The 2,109-nt window shown below is 55.0% G+C and carries 1 rRNA gene; it reads right to left on the bottom strand.

The features are described from left to right. Window positions 1-35: 35 nt before the first annotated feature. A 23S ribosomal RNA gene (locus EDM59_RS28845) occupies window positions 36-2,109 on the bottom strand; the annotation flags it as partial.

Raw genomic sequence — 2,109 nt, forward strand, 5'->3', positions numbered from 1 at the left:
CTTCAAAACTGGATACGCATGTTTGCTAAGAGTGTGTGGATAAGTCCTCGACCGATTAGTATTCGTCAGCTCCACGTGTTACCACGCTTCCACACCGAACCTATCAACCTCATCGTCTATGAGGGGTCTTACCAGCTTGCGCTGTGGGAAGTCTCATCTTGGAGGGGGCTTCACGCTTAGATGCTTTCAGCGCTTATCCCGTCCGCACATAGCTACCCAGCTGTGCCACTGGCGTGACAACTGGTGCACCAGCGGTGCGTCCATCCCGGTCCTCTCGTACTAAGGACAGCTCTCCTCAAACTTCCTACGCCCGCGACAGATAGGGACCGAACTGTCTCACGACGTTCTGAACCCAGCTCGCGTACCGCTTTAATGGGCGAACAGCCCAACCCTTGGGACCTACTTCAGCCCCAGGATGCGATGAGCCGACATCGAGGTGCCAAACCTCCCCGTCGATGTGGACTCTTGGGGGAGATAAGCCTGTTATCCCCAGGGTAGCTTTTATCCGTTGAGCGATGGCCCTTCCATGCGGAACCACCGGATCACTAAGCCCGACTTTCGTCCCTGCTCGACTTGTAGGTCTCGCAGTCAAGCTCCCTTCTGCCTTTACACTCTACGAATGATTTCCGACCATTCTGAGGGAACCTTTGGGCGCCTCCGTTACCTTTTGGGAGGCGACCGCCCCAGTCAAACTGCCCACCTGGCATGGTCCTCTCGCCCGATAAGGGCGACGAGTTAGAAACTCCGTACATCAAGGGTGGTATCCCACCGACAGCTCCACAGAGGCTGGCGCCCCTGCTTCTCAGCTTCCCACCTATCCTGTACATGATGCACAAAGTTCCAATACCAGGCTACAGTAAAGCTCCATGGGGTCTTTCCGTCTTGTCGCGGGTAACCTGCATCTTCACAGGTATTATGATTTCACCGGGTCTCTTGCCGAGACAGCGCCCAAGTCGTTACGCCTTTCGTGCGGGTCGGAACTTACCCGACAAGGAATTTCGCTACCTTAGGACCGTTATAGTTACGGCCGCCGTTTACTGGGGCTTCGGTTCAAAGCTTCGCTTGCGCTAACCCATCCCCTTAACCTTCCAGCACCGGGCAGGCGTCAGCCCCTATACTTCGCCTTGCGGCTTCGCAGAGACCTGTGTTTTTGCTAAACAGTCGCTTGGGCCTTTTCACTGCGGCCCCCTCGGGCTATTAACCCTACCGAGGCGCCCCTTCTCCCGAAGTTACGGGGCCATTTTGCCGAGTTCCTTAGCAAGAGTTATCCCGCGCACCTTAGGATTCTCTCCTCGCCTACCTGTGTCGGTTTGCGGTACGGGCACCTTGTTCCTCGCTAGACGCTTTTCTTGGCAGTGTGAAATCAGGGACTTCGGTACTTATATTTCCCTCGCCATCACAGCTTGCCCTTACGGTGTGCGGATTTGCCTACACACCAGGCTTGCTGCTTGGACGGCCATCCAGTAGGCCGCTCACCCTATCCTCCTGCGTCACGCCATTGCTCAAGCGGAACAGAGGTGGTACAGGAATATCAACCTGTTGTCCATCGCCTACGCCTTTCGGCCTCAGCTTAGGTCCCGACTAACCCTGGGAGGACGAGCCTTCCCCAGGAACCCTTAGGCTTTCGGTGGACAAGATTCTCACTTGTCTTTTCGCTACTTACACCGGCATTCTCACTTCCAAGCGCTCCACCGCTCTTTCCAGTACGGCTTCACTGCTGCTTGGAACGCTCCCCTACCCAGTCCGTAAGGACTGCCATAGCTTCGGTGATACGTTTAGCCCCGTTACATTTTCCGCGCAGAGTCACTCGACCAGTGAGCTATTACGCACTCTTTAAATGGTGGCTGCTTCTAAGCCAACATCCTGGTTGTCTGGGCAACTCCACATCGTTTCCCACTTAACGTATACTTGGGGACCTTAGCTGATGGTCTGGGCTGTTTCCCTTTTGACGATGGATCTTAGCACTCACCGTCTGACTCCCGGACATAAGTCATTGGCATTCGGAGTTTGACTGAGTTCGGTAACCCGATGAGGGCCCCTAGCCCAATCAGTGCTCTACCTCCAAGACTCTAATTCCGAGGCTAGCCCTAAAGCTATTTCGGGGAGAAC

The sequence above is a fragment of the Brevibacillus nitrificans genome (assembly GCF_003710965.1).
Lineage (GTDB): Bacteria > Bacillota > Bacilli > Brevibacillales > Brevibacillaceae > Brevibacillus > Brevibacillus centrosporus.